The organism is Dyadobacter sp. Leaf189 (assembly GCF_001424405.1).
GTDB lineage: Bacteria > Bacteroidota > Bacteroidia > Cytophagales > Spirosomataceae > Dyadobacter.
The window spans coordinates 781,490-800,913 of the sequence record NZ_LMPS01000005.1 but is presented as its reverse complement, the minus strand read 5'-3'; the positions used below and the strand labels follow the sequence as shown (position 1 = coordinate 800,913).

Here is a 19,424-nt window from a genome sequence, read left to right as displayed (position 1 = left end):
TTAGCGAACATAAAACCGTTTGGTCAATGTCCTGGAAGCGGTTTGTACCTTATAAAAGTAGATTCCGCTGGGTAGATTTTTTACGTTGAGAGAAGTTCGGTTTAAAGCTTCACCGATCACTTTTTGCCCTTTTTGATTATAAACGCTTGCAGTAAATACTTCAAAGTTAGGCGTGTAAACGTCTGAAAAAAGTACTTCCTGAACCGGGTTCGGGTACAGATTCACTATTAGCTCTTCTGTGGTAATTTTAGATAACTCCACCAGCTTGGCTCGTCGCTTGCTCAGCTCCATCACGGCGTGCATTCGCTCCTTTTGATCATTGGTGAACATACTCATGCAGATATCCGGCGAGTAGTCCATATAATTCTCGATCATGTTACGCGTGTTCACACCCCGGCAATTGGAGAAAACGGGTGTGCAGTCCGTATCGGTCGTTTCATTTTTGGTAAATGCAGTCGGCGTGTCTGCGCAATAGTCGGTACCGCAATTCTGGTCGCCCCAAATGTGGATCAATCCAAGCCAGTGTCCAACTTCGTGCGTAGTGGTGCGGCCCAGATTGTAAATTCTGCTGGTGATCGCATCTGAATTTCTGCCAAAATACCTGAAATCGATAATCACACCGTCTGTTAATGCGTCTTTCGCTTCATCTTCTTCGGTACCGAGACCGGCAGTCTGGCTCGTTATTTTCGTAACAATGGGGAATTGGGAAGTGCCCAGGTACCTGTCGTTCAGGCGGCATACCCAGATATTCAGGTAGCGGTTAGTTGACCAGGCCGGCGAAATTTCGGCAAGCTCGTCGGCATCACTGACCGGACTGAATTGCGATTTTGCATTGTAGGTGCGAACAATGGTTACGAGCTTGAAGCGAATGCCGGTATCTACACCCAGGGAATCGGTATAAAAACCCTTGTAGCCTGACGTATTGCCGTAATCTTCATTAAGTACTTCAATCTGGCTGGCGACTTGCGCGTCGGTAATGTTCGCATTGTTGGCCCCACCGATGCGCTGGTTTTCCTGTCCGTGGATCAAATGCACGACGACAGGTATTGTAATAATTTCATCCGCATTGATCCGGCTGGCTTTTCTTAAACGAACCTGGTTCTGAATCAATTCTTCCGAATGCTGGCGCAGCCTGAGCAGCGCGGGATTCTTCAATACTCTCAAAGAATCCCGCTCGGTGCTCGCGCAACGGGTTAATTCAGCGTCGGGTACCTGCGCTATCGAGATAGCAGCAGTGCCCAACACCATCAGCAACAATGCCAGTAACCTATTGCTCCGATTTTTCATAAGCAGCCAGAATATCCTTAACCAAGCGGTGACGCACCACATCTGATCCGTCCAATTCAACAAAGCTGATCCCTTTGATCCCTTTCAAAACCATAATAGAGTCAGTAAGACCTGATTTAAGATTTTTCGGCAAATCGATCTGTGATTTATCACCTGTAATAATTGCCTTGGAACTCGGGCCCATCCTTGTCAGGAACATTTTCATCTGCATTGGCGTGGTATTCTGCGCTTCGTCCAGCAATATGAATGCATTGTTCAGCGTCCGTCCGCGCATATAGGCAAGCGGCGCGATTTCGATCGTCCTGCTTTCGAGGTATAACTTCAACTTCTCCGGCGCGATCATATCGTCCAGCGCGTCGTAGATCGGGCGCAGGTACGGATCGATTTTTTCTTTCAGATCGCCCGGCAAAAAGCCCAGGTTCTCCCCTGCTTCCACCGCTGGCCGTGTGATGATGATCTTTTTGACTTCCTTGTTTTTGAGAGCGCGTACCGCAATGGCCACTGCTGTATATGTTTTACCCGTTCCCGCGGGACCAATTGCGAATACCAGGTCAAACTTGGCCGCCTGCTCGACCAGCAGCCTTTGGTTAGTTGTTTTTGCTTTGATAACGAGGCCTTTATTTCCGTAAAGGATCACATCGTCATCGTCTTCGCCACTTGGCACCGGCGTTTTGGAAACACCGTTGAGGTAGCCTTTTACATTGTCATTGGTGATTTTACCATATTTCTGGTAGTGTGCCAGAAGCGAGTCCATTACATCTGTGATCCTGATAATCTCGGGCGCCGTGCCCTGAATGCGGATCTCGTTACCGCGTGAAATGATCTTGCTTTCCGGGAAAGCGGCGGCGACCTCCTTAATATTCGAATTGTGAATACCCAAAAAGTCAACCATTGAAACGTCTTCGAGCGTGATGATTTTTTCCAGCAAATGAATCAAAGTTTAGTGTTTACCTATTTGTTCTAAAATTTAGTAATAATACCAACATTTATAAAACAAAGAATTACAAAATCCTATTCCGCACACGAAAAAATAATGCAAAAACGCCTGTTTTCCGACCAACTATTTCATTATCAGATTGGCAGGAAAATGAAGTTTTTTTCCAAAAAAATAAAGGCCCAACTTCAAGATCCTTTCTTTTGATCGCGCCCTGCATTGCGTAACTTTGTCTTCTATGGAAAACGAAAAGGCACCCAATAATTCTTTCAGACAAGGCTCCAAATCAGGGGCTTTCGCTAAAAAGCCTTACGGGGCGAGGACACCATCTATCGATCAGACTCTCAGTAAATTGCCTCCTCAGGCCGTGGATATGGAGGAGGCTGTGCTCGGCGCTCTGATGATTGAAAAAGATGCTTTGACGGCCGTGGCTGACATCCTCCGTCCCGACAGTTTTTACAAAGAAGCTCACGTACGGATTTACAGCGCGATCATCACCCTTTTCGCCGATTCCGAGCCGATTGATATGTTGACGGTTACCGCCAAGTTGCGAAGTACCGGCGAGCTGGAAATGATCGGCGGTGCTCCATACATCATGCAGCTGACCAATAAGGTCAACTCCGCTGCCAACATCGAATATCACGCACGGATCATTTCGCAGGCCTATATCAAGCGGGAGCTGATTAAAATATCCTCCGAGATCCAGCGGGAAGCATTTGAAGATACCACAGACGTTTTCATGCTTCTAGATAAAATGGAACAGAACCTGTTTCAGATATCGGAATCCAACATTAAGAAGAACTACGCGGATATGGGCGCGCTGATGCGACAGGCATTGGCCGAGCTCGACCAGAAGAAAAACAATAAAGACGGTCTTACTGGGGTTCCATCGGGTTTCAGTGCCCTGGACAGACTTACTTCCGGCTGGCAGAAGACTGAATTGATGATCCTGGCGGCACGTCCTGGTATGGGAAAAACGGCATTCGTCGTTTCTTCGCTCCGAAACGCGGCTGTGGATTTCAACATGCCGGTCGCCATTTTCTCGCTTGAAATGTCCTCTGTTCAACTTGTGAACAGGCTTATTTCGGCAGAAGCTGAAATTGACAGTGAAAAGATCAGAAAAGGAAGCCTGGCCCCGCACGAGTGGGAGCAGCTGCATCACCGCATTCATCGGCTGACAAATGCGCCGATTTTTATCGACGATACTCCCGCCCTATCCATTCTCGAATTGCGTGCCAAATGTCGCCGTTTGAAGGCGCAGCACGATATCCAGATGATCGTGATTGACTACTTGCAGCTGATGACCGGCGATACCGGCGGCAAAGGTGCAGGTAACCGCGAGCAGGAAATTGCAATGATTTCGCGGTCTTTAAAAAACCTGGCGAAAGAACTTGACGTGCCGGTGATTGCACTATCTCAGCTTAGCCGGGCAGTAGAAACGCGCGGCGGAGAAAAACGCCCGCAGCTTTCGGATTTGCGTGAATCGGGATCGATTGAGCAGGATGCCGATATGGTTATCTTCCTTTATCGTCCTGAATATTATGGTATTACCGAAGATGAAGCTGGTAATTCGGTTGCAGGTATCGGCGAGGTAATTCTGGCAAAAAACCGGGCTGGTTCACTGGATACCATACAGCTACGGTTTATCGGTAAGTACACGAAGTTCGCCGACCTTGATTCCGCTTACAGTCCAGCGCCCTTCTCGGTAGACCGGCCGATTCAAACCACAAACCCGATCGGTTCATTCGAGAGCCAGGCAAACCCATCATCAGCAGGCGGCACACTAAGAAGCCGCGCCAACGATCTCAGCAACTTCGACTACAAAGGCCCCGACAGCGAGCCACCGTTTTGATCCCACCATTTACCCCCTAAATCCCCCGGACGGGGGACTATGCAGATTGCAAAAGTCCCCCCGTCGGGGGATTTAGGGGGGCTACTTCCTCACCAGCAAAGCCACATTCTCAACGTGGTGCGTGTTGGGGAACATATCTACTGGTTGTACTTTGGTAACCTCGTAAGCTTCCGACATCAATGCAATATCCCTGGCTTGTGTAGCTGTGTTGCAGCTTACATATACAATGCGGTCCGGTGCGGCTTTCAGGATTGTTTCTATAACAGGTACGTCCATTCCGGCTCGGGGCGGATCGGTGATGATTACATCTGGTCTTCCGTGCTTGTTTAGAAAACCTTCGTTCATAATGCCACGCATATCTCCCGCAAAAAAGGAAGTGTTTGTAATTCCGTTCAGTTCCGAGTTCCTGCGCGCATCCTGCACGGCTGCCTCCACATACTCCACTCCAACAACCTTCCTGGCCCTACGCGCAACGAAATTGGCAATCGTACCTGTTCCGGTGTAAAGGTCGTACACAGACTCATTACCTGTCAGGCCGGCATACTCGCGCGCGACGCTGAAAAGCTGGTAAGCCTGTTCCGAATTAGTCTGATAAAATGATTTCGGACCAACCAGGAAGGTCAGGTCTTCCATGGTTTCACGGATAAAATTCTCGCCCGCAAAATTGATTACTTCCTGATCCTGGTAAGAATCGTTTCCTTTCAGGTTAATGATATAGTTGAGCGAAGTGATCTCAGGATGCGTTTTGTGCATATACTCCATTACCTCGCTGATCGCCTCCTGATTATCGGCACCAAACTGCACGATCACCATCACGTCTCCCGTATTCGCAGTCCGCACAACCAGGTTGCGCATAATACCGACGTTGAACTTAACATCATAGTAAGGAATGTTCTTCAGATCAGCGAAGTGGTGCAGGGAGTTGCGGATCGTATTGGAAGGGTCCGGCTGCAAATGGCAGTGGTCAACCGTGAAAATCTTGTCAAAACGCTTTGGAACGTGAAAACCGAGGGCATTTTTAGAAAAATGCTGTCCCGAATCCATTTGCTCCTTTGTAAGCCAGCGCCAGTTTGAAAAAGTAAATTCCAACTTATTACGGTAATATTCCGTCCTCGGTGCAGCGATAATCTGGTTAATGTCAACATTTTTGATCTTCCCGATCCGTTCAAAATGATCGATCACCTGCTGCCTTTTGAATGTAAGCTGATGCGTGTAGTCGATGTGCTGCCACCTGCAACCGCCGCAAACGGTGTGGTGCAGGCAGTATGGGTCGGTACGTAGTTCGGAAAGCCTGTGTGTTTTTGTAACAATAGCTTCTTTGAGTTTCTTCTTGGTTTTTACAACCTGCAAATCAACGATGTCACCCGGAGCCACATTTCCTTCAACAAAAATTACACCGTCTTCGGACTTAAATATACATTTGCCTTCTGCCGCAAAATCGGTAATTTCAACGTACTCATATTGATTGTTTTTGAGCATACTTTCTTGTTTTAATTCTTAATCCAAATCATATAGGATCATTTTTACTGCTTCATTCAACCATGAAAAAACGTTTTCTCTGGTCTGTTTTTCTTCTTTTCTTTTTCTTTCAAGCCAAAGCAACGCACATCGTCGGCGGCCAGCTTTTCATCACGCAAAATCCCAACGAGTACTATAACTACAATATGGGACTTACCATGTACTTTGATGCCCTGAATGGTAATCCCGGCGCCGAAGATCTCTCGGTAGTAATTTACGTGTTCCGAAAACGCGACAATGCACCGATTGGTTGGCTTGAAGCCCCAAAAATAGAACGAAAATCGGTCACCTACGCTAATCCGCTTTGCGGAATATCCACACTGCAGACTTACATGATCACTTACAGTACTGCACTGCGGCTCGAACCCGGCCAATTCAACGATCCCGACGGCTATTACATGGTTTGGGACAGATGCTGCCGCAACGGAACAATCACGAATATCCAGAACCCGGGCGACGCCGGGAGCTTGTTCTACCTGGAATTCCCGCCATTGATGAAGAACAATGCAAATTTCAAAAACTCCTCCCCTGTTTTCCCGGCCATTAAAGGCGATTATGCGTGCGTGAATTCTCCTTTTTTCTTTGATTTCGGCGGTTCAGATGCAGATGGTGACAGTCTTTCCTACAAACTCATCACACCCATGCAGGGTTACTCGGATAAAGCGAACCCCAGCATTCCGGCGCGTGGCTCGTCCAGCTATCCGCGCCTTAGCTGGATCAATGGCGTTTCGGAAGCCAACATAATCCCCGGTCCCGATCCCCTGAAAGTGAATCCTAAAACGGGAATGCTCTCCGTAACGCCTGGTAGCGTCGGCCTGTATGTATTTGCGGTGCAGGTAGATGAATTCAGGAATGGCGTCAAAATCGGCTCTCTGACGCGGGATTTTCAGCTAAAAGTAGTCGACTGCCCCAAGATGGACCCACCCAAACTTTTGTACAAACCCAAAGGAAAAACAACCTGGTACAGCGAAAATGAAATTATCACCGTCAAAAAAGATGATCCTAACTGCTTCGAAGTCATTGTTACCGACCCGACAGTAAACCAGCTGATCAAGGTCAACGGGCGCGCTGTAAACAATTCCAAAGATTACTTCACGATCCTGCCAGCTGAATTCCGCACCACGATCGCGAATGATACACTTAGATTTGAAGTGTGCCTCGACGAATGTTTCGTGACCTACGATAACCGACCCATCAAGATCGAGCTGATTGCGGAAGATGAAAGTTGCCCGGTTCCGTTAATGGACACGCTCGGCATTTTTATTCGGCGGGAAAGTTCCGGCAACAATCCGCCTGTGGTGAGTACTTCGCTAGGCAGCGACTTCGTGCATGTTACTGCTGGTGTGCCGGTCAACTTCACTGTTTTCGGGAAAGATCCAGATAAAGATAAGCTGGCATTATCCGGCCGCGGGCGCGACTTTAACATGAATGCAATGGGCATGAACTTCCTGGCTGCTTCGGGAACGGAGAAAGTACAGCAGAACTTCACCTGGACGCCGCCTTGCAATGCGAAAAAAGGAGACACACTTACAGTCGACTTTAAACTCGAAGATATGCGGTGCGAAGGAAATCCGATGCCGGTCTCAAAACCTGTGTACTTTGTGGTCGACGAATCGCCGAACAATCCGCCGACTGTCGGGACCTCGCTCCCGGTGCAGGAGGTTAGCTATACCATCGGTACTGCGGAAGGAATTTCATTCGATGTGTTCGGAAATGATCCTGATACCAATGCGATCAGTCTGGTTGCGGCCGGGCGCGGGTTTGACCTGAAAGAAATGGGAATGTTGTTTGAAGGCAAAACAGGAATGAAGACCGTAAGCTCCCCCTACTCATGGAATCCTGAATGCGGCCTGCTGGGCGGCGAAGTTGAGCAGACTTTCATGGTTGATTTCATTTCGCTCGACAAGAGCTGCGCTTCCGCAAGTGACACCACAACGGTCAGGATTACGGTGAAGGATACCGAAGAAGAACCCTTCCCGGAGTTCCCGAATGTGATCACTCCAAATGGTGATTCGAAGAACGATTGCTTCGTATTCCAGGATCTGCCCCGCGACAAATGCGACGACCAGTTCAAGGATATCACGATCTATAATCGCTGGGGGAAGCAGATCTACTACTCGAAAATCCGGCCAAACGACTGGTGCCCGGACAACATTTCAGGCGGGTATTATTACTACCTGATCCAATACACCCGCCGCTCCTATAAAGGCGGATTGACTGTCCTGAAGTGAAAACCTGGGGTGGCCAGTTGGTATAGTTATTTTCATTAGATCAATACAAAGAGCTCATATTGGTTTGTTTAATAAATATTTAAAATATGATAAGCTGCAAGTATATTATAATTATCAAAAGCAAGTAGCAAATTAATTGTATATTACTAGAAATACATTTTTAACATATTTTTATTTTTATACTTTTAAAAAGTATTTAAAATATAGTTTATAAAATATGTATAAAATGTTTAAAGTAAGGTAACAGGCTGAGAATGAATGCAACTTCTCCTCCGTCCTCCTTCCTCAATTCTCCCTTTCAAAAATTATTCACATCAAAATAAACATAAATGAAAATCGCATTAATAGGAGCTACTGGATTTGTAGGCTCTCATGTGTTACAGGAACTAGTTAGCAGAGGTCACGAGGTAATTGCAATTGCGCGCAATACAGACAAAATCGCAACAGATAGCGGACGCGTTACGGCTGTGTCGGCAGATGTACTGAAACCCCAGGAAGTGGCAAGCGCTGTCACCGGAGCAGATGCAGTAATCAGTGCCTATAACCCAGGCTGGACCAACCCGAATATCTATGCAGAATTCCTGGCAGGTGCACAGTCAATCCAGGCCGGAGTAAGGCAGGCAGGTGTGAAAAGATTGCTCGTGGTTGGCGGTGCGGGTAGCCTGTTTGTGAAGCCGGGCGTTCAGCTGATCGACACGCCGCATTTCCCGGAAGAATACAAGCCCGGCGCAAGTGCGGCGCGTGAGTACCTCGAAATATTGAAAGAAGAGAACGAACTGGATTGGACCTTCCTCAGCCCTGCCATTGAAATGCATCCGGGAACTTCCGGTACCAAAACCGGCACATATCGCAAAGACCTGGAAAGTCCGGTCTATGATGAAAACCACAGGAGCATTATCTCAGTAGAGGATCTGGCATTCGCAATCGTGGATGAGATTGAGAATAACAATCACATCAAACAGCGTTTTACTGTGGCCTACTAGTATAAGGTAAGTATTATTAAAAATTTGGATAGTTTATAACAGCCTAAATGGCGCAAACTATCCAAACTTAATTTTTGTATTAACCAATATATACTTTTAATATTAATCATACTAATGAAAAGTAATATCTAATCTATACTTTAAGTACATACTGCTTTATTTAAAGTGCTTAATGTTCAATATGAATAATCCTTACTGTAAATATTATAAGCTCAATACTTTAAGGCTAAAAAGCGTAAAAGTTAGTCTCAAACAGCCGCATATCTGCCAAAAATTGAGGTTCTTTGCAACTTCTGCCACCAATTGATTTTCTTAATGATACTTCGATATGCCGGATTCACACTCCTGCTTATTTGCCTGACCGCTGGTCAAGGTTTCTCTCAGCGTTTTTTAATGGACCTTGTTGATACCACCAACCAGATGGGAAAGGGTATGCTGTCCATCTATGAACGTTACAATCGCGTTCGAATCAGCGGCTACATTCAACCGCAGTTTCAATATATCTCCCGAAAAGGCGCCGAAACTTACGGCGGCGGAAATTTCAGTTCAGCGGCTAACAACCGGTTTATGCTCCGGCGGGGAAGGTTGCGTGTAGATTACGCACACTTAAATGAGCACAACGATCCGACTTCTTACTTTGTATTCCAATTTGACGGGACAGAAAGGGGCGTCGCGATCCGGGACTTCTGGGGCCGGTTTTACGAAAACAAATTCCGGCTTTTTGCATTGACCACCGGGATGTTTGCCCGGCCTTTCGGATACGAGGTAAACCTTTCCTCTGCTAACCGGGAAAGTCCGGAACGCGGCCGGATGTCGCAGATCCTAATGCGGACTGAGCGCGATATTGGTGCGATGCTCACCGTCACCAGCCGGCACACTGATCTATGGTGGCAGAAATTGAAACTCGACGCGGGCGTCTTCAATGGACAGGGAATGTCGGGACCGATGGATTACGACAGCCACAAAGACGTGATCGGCAGGTTCAGCCTCAAACCGACGAAAATGCGTGCATTAGGCGGCGCGACACTTTCAGCCGCAGTGTCCAGTTACCTTGGCGGGATCACGCACCAGTCTAAGCTATATTATAAGACGCAGCGGCGCGGGAGTGAGTACGTCATGATCGGCGATTCGACTGAGAGTAATCTCGGAAAAGCCGCTCCCCGCAATTACGCCGGCGCAGATATCCAGATCAGCTTTCCCAACAAAAGAGGCGAAACGGAGTTCAGAGCTGAGTACATCAAAGGAAAGCAGACCGCCACATTTGCCACAAGTGAGACACCAGGCGTTTACCCGGTGACAAACGGTATAAAAAATCCGCTGTACGTTCGCAATTTTGATGGAGGGTACTTCTATTTTCTTCAAAGTCTGGGGAGCCTTGAACACATGCTGGTTTTCAAGTACGACTGGTATGATCCCAACAAGCTCGTTTCTGGAATGCAGATATCTGATGTAAAAGGTTTCAGTAAGGCTGACTTACGGTACGACACCTTTGGAATGGGCTACATATACGTTGCCAACGAATCGCTGAAATTCACCTTTTACTATGACATTGTCCGGAATGAAAAGTCAGCACTGGCAGGCTTTGAAACCGATGTAGCCGACGATCTTTTTACCTGCCGCGTGCAATACAACTTCTAACTGCCGAACCGTTCGGAAAGTACCTTTTGCCGGTAAGTAAATATCGAATTTACCTCATTTCGTACGAACACCGCATTAACTACATCTCCCAGAATTCCGAGAGGTACCTTATAATTCAGGATATCTTCCATTAAAACACCGCCATCCACTTCGGTGAAGCGGTGCTGATGGTGCCAGAATGCATACGGACCAGACCGCTGTTCATCCACAAAATATTTCCTGTCGACAACGTGCGTGATCTCAGTTGTCCATTTCAATGGAATGCCCAGCACCGGCTTGACAATGTACCGGATGATCTGCCCCTCGTACATTTTCTCACCGTGGTGTCGCGACGTCACTACAAACCCCATGTGAGCGGGCGTAATATCTTTCAAATTGGCGGGATTGGAAAAAAACTCCCAGGCTTCGTCTAGTGAGACGGGCAACTTTTGCTTAAAATATAGCTCTTGCATTGTGTGTTGTTTAGGAAAATACCAAAACATCCGCGCCAGCGAACAAACCTGATGTGGCACGATTTTAGCCCAATCAAGATAGGACTAAATTCTGAGGAACAATGAACAGAAAACTGATAGCAACAACATCCACGTCGATCTACGCAAGTCCGTCTGATGTCTGGAAGGCATTGATTGACCCTGAGATCGTAAAAAAATATATGAATGGCGCCGAAATAGATTCGGAGTGGCAGGTCGGAAGCCCGATCCTGTTTACGGGTCAGTTTGAGGGCCGGACTTACGTCGACAAAGGCACGATCCTCGAAATCATTCCCGAGCGTGTTTTAAGTTACTCGTTCTGGAGCCCGCTGGCGGGCGTTGAGGATTACGAAGACAACTACGCACACGTTACCTATCACATTTCAGAATATGATGACGAAACCACGCTAACTATCACTCAGGATAACCTGGATTCGGAAGATGCTGTGGTCACAGCCGAAGGTCACTGGATGAAAGTGTCCAGGGATATCAAACGCATTCTTGAAAACGAGCACAAGCACGTTCTGTAAATGCATTACAACCTTTCCGGACTTTGAAACCCGGAAAGGTTGTTTTTTAAAGTTTCATACTAAGTGCAATCCGCTTCCTCGAAAGATCCACCTCAGTTACCTTCACCTGCACAACCTGCTGCAACTTGACAATCTCATTAGGATCTTTGATAAAGCGGTCTGCCATCTGAGATACGTGCACAAGTCCATCCTGCTTTACTCCCACATCCACAAACGCGCCAAAAGCTGTAATATTCGTGACGATACCAGGCAGTACCATTCCCACTTTCAGATCTTCCGGCTTTCTTACGGATTTGTCAAATTCAAATTTCCTTATCTGATCACGGGGATCTCGGGCCGGTTTCTCCAACTCTGCAAGAATGTCTTTTAAAGTTGGCAGACCCACAGTATCAGAAACATACTGCTCCGGGCGTATCTGCTTGCGGATTTCAGGTTTGCCGATCAGGTCTTTGATAGACGAGCCTGCATCTTTCGCCATTTGCTCAACCAGACTATAACGCTCAGGATGTACGGCGCTATTATCCAATGGGTTAACACCATTTTCAATGCGTAGGAAGCCGGCAGCCTGCTCGAATGCTTTGGCTCCCAATCGGGGAACTTTCAATAATTGTTGACGAGATTTGAAATTCCCGTTTTTAGCCCTGAAATCCACGATATTCTGCGCCAGAGCGGGTCCTAGGCCAGAAATATACCTTAATAAATGCTTGCTTGCCGTGTTGAGATTTACGCCTACGGAATTCACGCAACTTTCTACGACTGTATCCAAAGCATTTCGCAATGAATTTTGGTCGACATCGTGCTGATATTGCCCTACTCCAATAGATTTGGGATCAATCTTCACCAGCTCGGCCAGCGGATCCATTAACCTTCTTCCAATAGAAACCGAGCCCCGAACAGTTACATCCTTGTCAGGAAACTCCTCCCGCGCCACCTCCGAAGCAGAGTAAATGGAAGCGCCCTGTTCACTTACCAGGAACAAACCGATCTCTTTATAGTCTCCTGATGTATCCAGAATTTTCTTAACAAAGTCTTCGGTTTCCCGGCCGGCAGTTCCATTCCCTACTGCAATCGCTTCTATTTTAAACTTCCGGATCAACTCTGTCACTCTGGCTTGCGCGTCGGCGGGTCGGTCAAATGGATAAATTACCTGATCTGTCAGCAGGTTTCCCTGGTGATCCAGCACCACCACTTTGCAGCCTGTGCGATAGCCCGGGTCAATCGCGAGAACATTCTTTTGTCCGAGCGGAGCCGCGAGCAGCAGCTGCCTGAGGTTCTCAGTAAATACCTGAATGGCGGCTACATCGGCTTTTTCCTTAGACAAATTACTGAACTCCGTCTCAATGGAAGGTTTCAGCAATCTTTTATAACTATCCGAAATCGCGGCTTCAATCTGGTCTTTACACAATGAAGAACCTCTCAGGAAGAGCCGGTCCAGTGTTTCGAGCGCCTGGTCCTCGTCCGGAGAAATATCTACATTCAATATACCTTCCTCCTCGCCGCGACGGATCGCCAGCAATCTGTGCGACGGAATGCGGGAAAGCGGCTCACTGAAATCGAAATAGTCGCGGTATTTGACACCCTCTTCTTCTTTCTTCTTTTTAACCCTTGAGGTAATTACAGCACCCCTCTGAAAAACCTGCCGGACCCTGGCCCTGGCATCCTGGTTTTCATTGATCCATTCAGCCATAATATCACGCGCACCCTGCAAAGCGTCGGCCACAGTACCTACCTGATCATTCAGAAATGCGCCCGCTCTTCCTTCCGGATCATTTTCCTTACCTGAAAAAATTGCCTGTGCGAGTGGTTCAAGCCCTTTCTCGATAGCCGCAATGGCGCGTGTTTTTCTTTTTTGCTTATATGGTAAGTAAATGTCTTCCAGCTCGGTAAGTGTAAAAACACCTTCAATTTTCCTGCGGAGTTCGGGCGTCAGCTTACCCTGTTCCTCAATACTTTTAAGGATCGCTTCCCGGCGTTTTTCAACGTCCAGTTGCTTTTGCCACAGCTCACGTATCGCCCCGATCTGCACTTCGTCCAGCCCGCCTGTTGCTTCTTTCCTGTACCTGGCAATAAAAGGCAGCGTAGCGCCTTCTTCAAAAAGCTGGATAGTACTTCTAACCTGTTTCTCAGCAATGCTCGCCTGCTGGGCGATAAGTGTATAATTCATTTGGTAAAAGCTTTGTTAACGACAAATAAAACGGGTTTTTGTAGCTTTAAAAACAAATACGCGCTAAACCCGTCATTTCAATGCAAATCCGCCCGACAGCCACATTCGTTTTACAAATCCTTGTGCTGGTTTCTATTGCGGCCATCTCCGCAACATTCGCGCAGCAGCCTAAACGTTTCAAGACAATCGCCTTCTTTACAGGGAAAAACGATCAGGCACATATCAGTTTTGCAAAAGAAGCGCACAGGTTTTTTCCAGAAGCTGGCAAAAAAATGGGATTCAGCTACGATTCAACAAGTAACTGGGATAACATGAATGAGGCTTTTCTGGCGAATTATGAAGTGGTCATTTTCCTGGATACACGACCCGAAAAACCGGAACAGCGAGCAGCTTTTGAGAAGTATATCAAGAATGGAGGCGCGTGGCTGGGTTTTCACTTCTCAGCTTTTGCCTTAACTCCCTCCGCCTACCCGCAAAACTGGGATTGGTACCACAACGAATTTCTCGGATCTGGTCAGTACAAAAGCAACACCTGGCGGCCTACCGCTGCATTCCTGAAAGTAGAGAGCAAGAAAAGTCCGGCTACAAAGAAATTACCAAAAGTATTTAAATCGGCGCCAAATGAATGGTACAGGTGGGAAAATGATCTGAAAACCAATCCGGATATCGAGATACTGTTGTCCATAGATCCGAGTAGCTTTCCGCTGGGGACGGGGCCAAAGCAGCATGAAATCTGGCAAAGCGGATACTATCCGGTAGCCTGGTCGAACAGGAAGTATAGGATGATTTACATGAATATGGGCCACAATGACATTGATTACGAAAACAAGACAAACAAGGATCTGTCCCTTACGTTTGAGAACGAAACGCAGAACGAATTCGTAATCAATGCATTGATGTGGCTCGGCAAAAAGGAAAAATAGCTATTTCACTTATGGATTTTCAGACTCAATTTCACCGACATCTTCTTCGTCAATGTCCTGAGCAGGAATATCATCGTCCATTCTTGAACCTGTACTTACTTCCGGTGCATCAGCGCCCGGCGCATTTGGCGAAGGATTCAATGGCCCCGGCTCGTCAGGTGAAGGCTGGTCTGGCCAGGGTGGCTGTTTGTCCGGCATTTCGTTGGTAATATCAGGTGACGCATAACTTGTTAGGAAATCCATGGTTATTTTGTTTGATGATTGAACATCACAGGGAAAAAACCATGCCGACTGGTCAGCTTTTGCGTTGCAGCAGCGCCATATAGAAGCCGTCAAAACCGTCCCGGGCAGGCGATGTTCTGTGTTCGGATAGCAATTCCCATTCTTTCCCCTGCTCCTTCACAAACCGCTGCACCTGCTTTTCAGACTCCGAAGGAAGCAAACTGCAGGTCGCATACACCATCTTGCCGCCTTTCTTCACCATGCGGCTGTATGTACTTAGAATGTTCCATTGAACCTTAATGATATTTTCCAGAAAATCGGGCTTCAACTTCCATTTCGAATCGGGATTGCGCTTCAACACACCCAGCCCTGAACAAGGTACATCCAGCAACAGCCGGTCTGTGGTTTCAGAAAGCTTTAAAATATCCTCGTCCGACTGGATCAGCATCGTTTCAAGGATAGTTACCCCATTCCGGTCGGCACGCCTTTTCAGCTCAGTGAGCTTAGGCTGAATAATGTCCATGGACAAGATAGAGCCCTGATTCTGCATCAATGCAGCCAGGTGCAGACTTTTCCCGCCAGCGCCGGCGCATGCGTCAATCACCGAAAGACCGGGTTTAACATTGAGATAAGGCGCGATCAGCTGCGAACCTGCGTCCTGTACTTCCACAAATCCGCCTTTGAAAGCCTCGCTGCCTAATATATTCTGCCGTTTATTAATCAGAACAGCATCGGGAACACCATCGACAAGCGCTGTATGCTCTGCGACAAATAAGGCTCTGACATCCTCAGCAGTAGTTTTCAAAGTGTTTGCACGCAAAAATAGAGGCGCCGGCTGGTTCAATGCATGCAACTCCGTTTCCCACTGCGTACCCAGTTCCTTCAAACCGCGCTCGTCAAGCCAGTCAGGGATAGATTGTGCTATCTTTCTGATATTCAGACCCTCTTTATATCTTTCAAGAATCTGATCTGCCGTAAAATACTGAAATTCTGGCCAGTCAGGAAGTTCATTAGATTCTCCGGAATGCAAATGCACAGGCTTGATCAGCAACCAGGCGCCAACAATTTTCCAGAATTCAGGTGTTTCTGTTACTGTTTCAATGTTAGCCGCATACTTCACAAGCCGCCACCAGCGCACAATCTCATAAATATGCTCGGCGATAAAGGACCTGTCGCGCGCGCCCCACTTTTTGTTCGACTTTAAAAGCTGCTCCACAACCTGATCAGCTTGCCTGTTCCTGATAAAAATCTGCTGCAAGCCCTCAACAACAGCTGTGACCAGTCCACGATGTATCTTCAAAATGTATTTTTTTAGGTATCAAATAAAAATTGCGCTGCCTCCAAAGTGCCGGAAGCAGCGCAATTTCGTTAAATACGCTTAACGCACGTTCATCAACCTGCCAATTCTTTGATCGGGATAGCACCGATCTTCTGAAATCGGAAGGATTAGTATAATTTCTGAGGCAAATCAATGATAAAAGAAGTACCCTTACCAAGCTCCGAGCGGATATCCAGCTCACCTTCCAGCGAGGATACCAGATGTTTCACCAGCGCCAGTCCGAATCCATAGCCTTGCTCACCGTTGGTACCATCCGTGGACGAAGCCTGGCCAGACAAGATCGCTTCGATATTTTCCTGCGTCATGCCTACACCTTCATCGCTCACGATCACCTGCAATGTAGGACGGTCCAAATGCAGCAACAAGCTGAGATTCACAGTTACTTTGGCGCCCGCCGGAGTAAATTTAATCGAATTGGAAATCAGGTTACCTGTAATTTGAAGCAGCTTGTTCTTTGAAAATGAGATATTTGCAGTTGATGGAGTAATGTTTACCGCAAAATTGATCTGCTTGTGTCGCGCCTGCGGACCGTAAAGCTTTTCGAGCTTATCTTTAAAAACATTAAGGTCAAACAGGCTGCTGTCGGCGGCTCCCGGCGTTGCAGGCAGCCGCTTTTCCCTATGTGTTTCCAGGATCTCCGCCGCAAGGTCAAGTATGGAGTTCCCGCTTCTGTGGATCAGGTTGATGAATTCCAGTACCTCATCCATTTGGTTGCTTTCGCCCTGGTCCCGGATAATCTGCGCAAGACCTACAATGCCGCCCAGCGGGCCGCGGATATCGTGCGCAACCTTCTTCTGTGCCTGTTTAGCCTCAGTCAGTTTGGCTTTCAGGTTTTCCATCAGCCTTGCAGTTCGCAACCGGCTGACGATTTCATCCGCAATAATTTTCAGCAGCTCAATTTTCTCAGGATCTAATGTAACACGCTGCTGGTCCATTACGCACAAAGCGCCAATATTTACGCCGCTGCTGGTTTTGAGCGGCACGCCGTAATAATACCGGATATTAGGATCGCCTGTTACATAGGTTCTGTCCTTGAAACGCTCGTCGGCTGAAAGGTCGGGAACTTCAAAAAACTCATCTGCCATAATGGTGTACTGGCAAACAGATTCTTCCCGCAACATCTGATCGATATCCAACCCGTGATTGGATATGGTCCACTGCGTAAGTGAATCGATGAGGTTAACAAGGGAGATTTTTGTACCAGTGACTTTCGCCGCAAGCTTGGCAAGATCTTTGAATGTATTTTGTTGATCGCTGTAATCGATGTCCAGATCCGAAAGGCCCAGCAATCGTTCCATTTCATTTGCAGGAATGGGTGCGGGAATTAAAGTCACGATATGAAGATATTGATATTGGAGAATGGAATTGTGTTATATGAACAAATTTAGAAGTAATTCTATATAGCGCAATATCCGCTATCAACTTTCTCGAAGTGTGCTTTGGCGACACAATGCAGCATCTTAGAAAAATGATGTATTGCGTGAATGAGAAAGTGTTGTATATTGGTTCACCATTTCAGTCACGAGTTGGTACTTATCTACGATGCTTGTTATAGTAAAAATTCAGCTAACAGTGGTAAGTCGATGATCTTACGTTGTTAGTTTAAAAACCATTGATAGGAAATACCGTTAACACGCTATAAAGACAGTTTGCAGTTATTTACAATAATTTAACAGTGTTCCTGCCTGCTTTGTAAATCTTGAATATTTTGAAGACCGTTTTCTTCATTTAAGCCATGATCATAATCGTTCCGTAGATGTACAGAATCATTTTTACAATATTTTTTGTCTTTGTTTCCTTCTTGTCAAACGCGCAGGTAAGCACTGCAGACAAGATATTGGGAGACTGGATCAGTGAAGAGAAAGACAGCCGGATCGAGATCTACAAAACCGGTCAGGTATACTTCGGCAAGCTGGTGTGGTCGGTTGATCTTTTTGAGGCAGATGGTACCACTTCCCGGAAAGATGTACAGAACAGAGAAACGAATTTGCGAACCCGTGAACTACACAATGTGAATTTGCTGCAAGATTTCGTTTACAGCGATGGCATTTGGGATAATGGTAAAATGTACGACCCTCAGAGCGGCAAAACTTATAACTGCATTCTGCGTCTGAAAAACGATCTACTTGAAATACGCAGCTACATCGGGTTTCCATTACTCGGCCGCTCCACTTACTGGAAACGCGCCCTCAAAGAAGCATTGTAACTCCCCTACTTTCCCGAAGTATAGTCCGTTTTCTATCCAAAAATGAATAGAATGCACATTTATGCTGTTCTGAAATAAACAGAACTACATAATGAGCAATATAAAACTGGGAGTATTGGACCAATCGGTTGTAAGAGCCGGCACCACGGTCCAGCAGGCTATTCAGGAAACCATTGAGACAGCCAAAGTAGCCGAAGAACTGGGATACAGCCGTTTCTGGGTGTCTGAACACCACAATTCTACTTTCATTGCAGGATCCACACCAGAAGTATTGATGGTGAAGCTTGCCGACGCAACCAAACACATACGGATCGGCTCGGGCGGGATCATGCTTCCAAACCACAGCGCATTGAAGGTAGCCGAGAATTTCCGTATGTTGGAAACACTCTTTCCTGGTCGCATTGACCTGGGAATGGGCAGGGCGCCTGGTACAGACAGGATCACTTCGTCTATCCTGAACCCTTCAAACGATTTCAGCGAAAGCAGTTACCTGCGGCAGTTGGAGCATTTACAGCATTTTTTCCGGGATACAGCCGGTACGGAGCGCGGCTTTATTTACGCAACACCCCAATCCGAAACCATTCCGATGCAATGGATACTTAGTTCAAGCGGAGGCAGCAGCAACATTGCGGCAAGATTCGGTCTTGGTCTCGCAGTAGCGAAGTTTATCAATGGCTTCGTCAGACCGGATGTGGTGGAAACTTACAGACGTAACTTCCGCCCGTCGGACCAATATCCGGAGCCACATGCATTGCTGTCGGTATTCGTATTGTGCGGAGAAACCGAGGAAAAAGCCGCAGAAATGCGCAAAATGATGGATTACGTTCTGATTGAGTTTGAGAAAGGCAAGTTTGGCCCGTTCCCTGATCCGGAAACAGTGAAGAATTACCGTTTTACTGCCGGCGAATTGGAGCGTATCAAATACAACAGCGGCCGACTCATTTCGGGTACCAAAGAGGATGTGAAAGAGCAGCTGACCAGGCTGGCTAATGAATTTGAAGTGGATGAAATCATCATTTCTACAATGGCGGACAGTGCTGAAAACAGGCTGCGTTCATTCGAACTGATTTCGGAAGCATTTAATTTGAGAGAAGCGGTAGTTTAAGCATCTTTGCGTCTGATCTCTT

At 47.0% G+C, this 19,424-nt stretch carries 16 protein-coding genes; 8 read left to right on the top strand and 8 right to left on the bottom strand.

Annotated elements, in window-relative coordinates; translation table 11 throughout:
* Entirely contained in the window at positions 1 to 1,287 is a 1,287-nt protein-coding gene (locus ASG33_RS17725) for a M43 family zinc metalloprotease (RefSeq protein WP_056288076.1), read from the bottom strand.
* Positions 1,268 to 2,215, bottom strand: a complete 948-nt coding sequence (locus ASG33_RS17720) for a PhoH family protein (protein WP_056288641.1) — start codon at positions 2,213 to 2,215, stop codon at positions 1,268 to 1,270. Before ASG33_RS17720 ends, ASG33_RS17725 begins: the two co-directional genes overlap by 20 nt.
* 244 nt (positions 2,216 to 2,459) lie before the next feature.
* Between ASG33_RS17720 and dnaB the strand changes: the two genes are divergently transcribed.
* A complete protein-coding gene (gene dnaB / locus ASG33_RS17715) occupies positions 2,460 to 4,073 on the top strand; it encodes a replicative DNA helicase (RefSeq protein ID WP_056288073.1) in 1,614 nt (537 codons plus the stop codon).
* Positions 4,074 to 4,154: 81 nt separating this feature from the next.
* Here the strand turns inward: dnaB and rlmD are convergent, their stop codons facing one another.
* The gene (gene rlmD, locus ASG33_RS17710; protein WP_056288070.1) at positions 4,155 to 5,552 is read right to left on the bottom strand and encodes a 23S rRNA (uracil(1939)-C(5))-methyltransferase RlmD; all 1,398 of its coding nucleotides are present in this window, start codon (positions 5,550 to 5,552) and stop codon (positions 4,155 to 4,157) included.
* Between the two features lie 62 nt (positions 5,553 to 5,614).
* Here rlmD and ASG33_RS17705 point away from each other — a divergent pair, with 62 nt between their 5' ends.
* The 3 genes from ASG33_RS17705 (at position 5,615) to ASG33_RS17695 (ending at position 10,443) form a co-directional block, all read left to right on the top strand.
* The gene (locus ASG33_RS17705) at positions 5,615 to 7,822 is read left to right on the top strand and encodes a gliding motility-associated C-terminal domain-containing protein (RefSeq protein WP_056288066.1); all 2,208 of its coding nucleotides are present in this window, start codon (positions 5,615 to 5,617) and stop codon (positions 7,820 to 7,822) included.
* A 329-nt stretch (positions 7,823 to 8,151) separates the two neighbouring features.
* Entirely contained in the window at positions 8,152 to 8,805 is a 654-nt protein-coding gene (locus ASG33_RS17700) for an NAD(P)-dependent oxidoreductase (protein WP_056288063.1), read from the top strand.
* A 315-nt stretch (positions 8,806 to 9,120) separates the two neighbouring features.
* The gene (locus ASG33_RS17695) at positions 9,121 to 10,443 is read left to right on the top strand and encodes a porin (protein ID WP_229238704.1); all 1,323 of its coding nucleotides are present in this window, start codon (positions 9,121 to 9,123) and stop codon (positions 10,441 to 10,443) included.
* Here ASG33_RS17695 and ASG33_RS17690 read toward each other — a convergent pair.
* Positions 10,440 to 10,895, bottom strand: a complete 456-nt coding sequence (locus ASG33_RS17690; RefSeq protein WP_056288056.1) for an SRPBCC family protein — start codon at positions 10,893 to 10,895, stop codon at positions 10,440 to 10,442. The genes ASG33_RS17695 and ASG33_RS17690 overlap by 4 nt on opposite strands.
* Before the next feature lie 101 nt (positions 10,896 to 10,996).
* On the opposite strand from ASG33_RS17690, the gene ASG33_RS17685 reads away from it, so the two are divergent.
* Positions 10,997 to 11,443 carry an SRPBCC domain-containing protein gene (locus tag ASG33_RS17685; protein WP_056288053.1) on the top strand — a complete coding sequence of 149 codons (447 nt, stop codon included), beginning with the start codon at positions 10,997 to 10,999 and terminating at the stop codon, positions 11,441 to 11,443.
* A gap of 46 nt (positions 11,444 to 11,489) precedes the next feature.
* On the opposite strand, the gene ASG33_RS17680 is transcribed toward ASG33_RS17685, so the two are convergent.
* Positions 11,490 to 13,607, bottom strand: coding sequence for a Tex family protein (locus ASG33_RS17680; RefSeq protein WP_056288051.1), 2,118 nt, complete (start codon positions 13,605 to 13,607; stop codon positions 11,490 to 11,492).
* An 80-nt stretch (positions 13,608 to 13,687) separates the two neighbouring features.
* On the opposite strand from ASG33_RS17680, the gene ASG33_RS17675 reads away from it, so the two are divergent.
* Positions 13,688 to 14,530 (top strand): ThuA domain-containing protein, encoded by an 843-nt coding sequence (locus tag ASG33_RS17675; protein WP_056288045.1) that lies wholly within the window; start codon positions 13,688 to 13,690, stop codon positions 14,528 to 14,530.
* 9 nt (positions 14,531 to 14,539) lie between these two features.
* Here the strand turns inward: ASG33_RS17675 and ASG33_RS17670 are convergent, their stop codons facing one another.
* The 3 genes from ASG33_RS17670 to ASG33_RS17660 form a co-directional block, all read right to left on the bottom strand.
* Positions 14,540 to 14,773: a hypothetical protein gene (locus tag ASG33_RS17670; RefSeq protein WP_056288040.1), complete on the bottom strand. Its 234-nt coding sequence runs from the start codon at positions 14,771 to 14,773 to the stop codon at positions 14,540 to 14,542.
* 52 nt (positions 14,774 to 14,825) lie between these two features.
* Positions 14,826 to 16,052: an RsmB/NOP family class I SAM-dependent RNA methyltransferase gene (locus ASG33_RS17665; protein ID WP_056288035.1), complete on the bottom strand. Its 1,227-nt coding sequence runs from the start codon at positions 16,050 to 16,052 to the stop codon at positions 14,826 to 14,828.
* Between the two features lie 146 nt (positions 16,053 to 16,198).
* Complete coding sequence (locus ASG33_RS17660) at positions 16,199 to 17,425, bottom strand: GAF domain-containing sensor histidine kinase (protein WP_082489289.1); 1,227 nt, start codon at positions 17,423 to 17,425, stop codon at positions 16,199 to 16,201.
* Between the two features lie 422 nt (positions 17,426 to 17,847).
* On the opposite strand from ASG33_RS17660, the gene ASG33_RS17655 reads away from it, so the two are divergent.
* Positions 17,848 to 18,297: a DUF2147 domain-containing protein gene (locus ASG33_RS17655; protein WP_056288023.1), complete on the top strand. Its 450-nt coding sequence runs from the start codon at positions 17,848 to 17,850 to the stop codon at positions 18,295 to 18,297.
* 91 nt (positions 18,298 to 18,388) lie between these two features.
* Positions 18,389 to 19,402: an LLM class flavin-dependent oxidoreductase gene (locus ASG33_RS17650; RefSeq protein WP_056288021.1), complete on the top strand. Its 1,014-nt coding sequence runs from the start codon at positions 18,389 to 18,391 to the stop codon at positions 19,400 to 19,402.
* Positions 19,403 to 19,424: the final 22 nt, after the last annotated feature.

What these genes read in the sequence shown, in the direction of transcription:
- ASG33_RS17725 (WP_056288076.1), bottom strand. Translation starts at nt 1,287, where the DNA reads ATGAAAAATCGGAGCAATAGGTTACTGGCATTGTTGCTGATGGTGTTG.
- dnaB (WP_056288073.1), top strand. Translation starts at nt 2,460, where the DNA reads ATGGAAAACGAAAAGGCACCCAATAATTCTTTCAGACAAGGCTCCAAA.
- rlmD (WP_056288070.1), bottom strand. Translation starts at nt 5,552, where the DNA reads ATGCTCAAAAACAATCAATATGAGTACGTTGAAATTACCGATTTTGCG.
- ASG33_RS17705 (WP_056288066.1), top strand. Translation starts at nt 5,615, where the DNA reads ATGAAAAAACGTTTTCTCTGGTCTGTTTTTCTTCTTTTCTTTTTCTTT.
- ASG33_RS17700 (WP_056288063.1), top strand. Translation starts at nt 8,152, where the DNA reads ATGAAAATCGCATTAATAGGAGCTACTGGATTTGTAGGCTCTCATGTG.
- ASG33_RS17695 (WP_229238704.1), top strand. Translation starts at nt 9,121, where the DNA reads ATGATACTTCGATATGCCGGATTCACACTCCTGCTTATTTGCCTGACC.
- ASG33_RS17690 (WP_056288056.1), bottom strand. Translation starts at nt 10,895, where the DNA reads ATGCAAGAGCTATATTTTAAGCAAAAGTTGCCCGTCTCACTAGACGAA.
- ASG33_RS17685 (WP_056288053.1), top strand. Translation starts at nt 10,997, where the DNA reads ATGAACAGAAAACTGATAGCAACAACATCCACGTCGATCTACGCAAGT.
- ASG33_RS17680 (WP_056288051.1), bottom strand. Translation starts at nt 13,607, where the DNA reads ATGAATTATACACTTATCGCCCAGCAGGCGAGCATTGCTGAGAAACAG.
- ASG33_RS17675 (WP_056288045.1), top strand. Translation starts at nt 13,688, where the DNA reads ATGCAAATCCGCCCGACAGCCACATTCGTTTTACAAATCCTTGTGCTG.
- ASG33_RS17670 (WP_056288040.1), bottom strand. Translation starts at nt 14,773, where the DNA reads ATGGATTTCCTAACAAGTTATGCGTCACCTGATATTACCAACGAAATG.
- ASG33_RS17655 (WP_056288023.1), top strand. Translation starts at nt 17,848, where the DNA reads ATGTACAGAATCATTTTTACAATATTTTTTGTCTTTGTTTCCTTCTTG.
- ASG33_RS17650 (WP_056288021.1), top strand. Translation starts at nt 18,389, where the DNA reads ATGAGCAATATAAAACTGGGAGTATTGGACCAATCGGTTGTAAGAGCC.